Origin of the sequence: Micromonospora sp. NPDC048835 (assembly GCF_040649995.1) — a bacterium.
In the GTDB taxonomy this organism is placed as follows: domain Bacteria; phylum Actinomycetota; class Actinomycetes; order Mycobacteriales; family Micromonosporaceae; genus Micromonospora.
The window spans coordinates 1-1,150 of the sequence record NZ_JBEZGM010000071.1 but is presented as its reverse complement, the minus strand read 5'-3'; the positions used below and the strand labels follow the sequence as shown (position 1 = coordinate 1,150).

Here is a 1,150-nt window from a genome sequence, read left to right as displayed (position 1 = left end):
TCGTCAGGATGAGGAGTCATGCCGGGGCAGAGGTTGTCGTCCGCGGAGCGGGCGCAGATTGAGGTGTTGTTCGGTCAGGGGATGAGCTGTCCGCAGATCGCGGCGGTGATCGGGCGGGATCGCTCGACGGTGTGGCGTGAGTTGTCGCGTAATCACTGTGGCACTGGGGGTCGGGTGCCGGAGGGTCAGCGGCACCCGCATGGTCCGGCTCCGGGGTATGTGGCCGGGGTGGGCTATCCGAAGGGTTGGGGTGGTGTGTATCGGTGGAAGTACTCTCACCGCAACGCTCAGAGCAAGGCGGATGCGCGGGCGCGGCGTCCTCGTGAGGGCACGTTGCGTCCGAGGTGGGGGCGGGCGTGGCCGTCGTTGTGGCAGACGGTCAAGGATCGCCTGGGGCAGCGGCACTCGCCGCAACAGATCGCCCGGTCGTTGCGGCGGGAGTTCCCTGACAGGCCGGAGATGTGGGTGTCACACGAGACGATCTACCAGGCGATCTACTTCCAGGCCCGCGGTGGCATGCGTCAGGAGTTGACCCGGCAGGTCGCGTTGCGTTCGGGTCGGGCGCAGCGCCGGGCGCAGTCGCGTCAGGCCAGCGCGGCCCGAGGCCGGCCCTGGGTGCGTGATTTTCACATCTCGACTCGCCCGGCGGAAGTCGAAGATCGGGCCGTGCCGGGGCACTGGGAAGGTGACCTGGTCATCGGCGCCCGAGGTTCCAGCGCGATCATCACCCTGGTCGAGCGGGCCACCCGATACGTGATGCTCGGCGCGCTGCCCGAATCGCGGGTCAGTGAACAGGTCATCGACACCCTCACCGGCCTGATGCGTCGCCTGCCAGCCGAGTTGCGCAAGACCCTGACCTGGGACCAGGGCATCGAGATGATCCAGCATCCCGTGTTCACCCTCGCCACCGACTGCAAGGTCTACTTCTGCGACCCCCACTCACCGTGGCAACGCGGCAGCAACGAGAACACCAACGGTCTCCTGCGCCAGTACTTCCCCCGCTCCAGCACCGACTTCCGCACCTGGAGCCAAGACGACCTCGACGCCGTCGCCCGCGAACTCAACGCACGGCCACGCCAAACCCTCGACTGGCAGAATCCAGCCGAGGTACTCCACAAACACCTGGTTGCAACCGCCGCTTGAAACCGCC

General features: G+C 67.0%; 1 protein-coding gene. It reads left to right on the top strand.

Annotated elements, in window-relative coordinates; genetic code table 11:
• Positions 1-18 precede the first annotated feature (18 nt).
• Entirely contained in the window at positions 19-1,143 is a 1,125-nt protein-coding gene (locus AB0C15_RS32575; protein ID WP_357358607.1) for an IS30 family transposase, read from the top strand.
• Positions 1,144-1,150 lie beyond the last annotated feature (7 nt).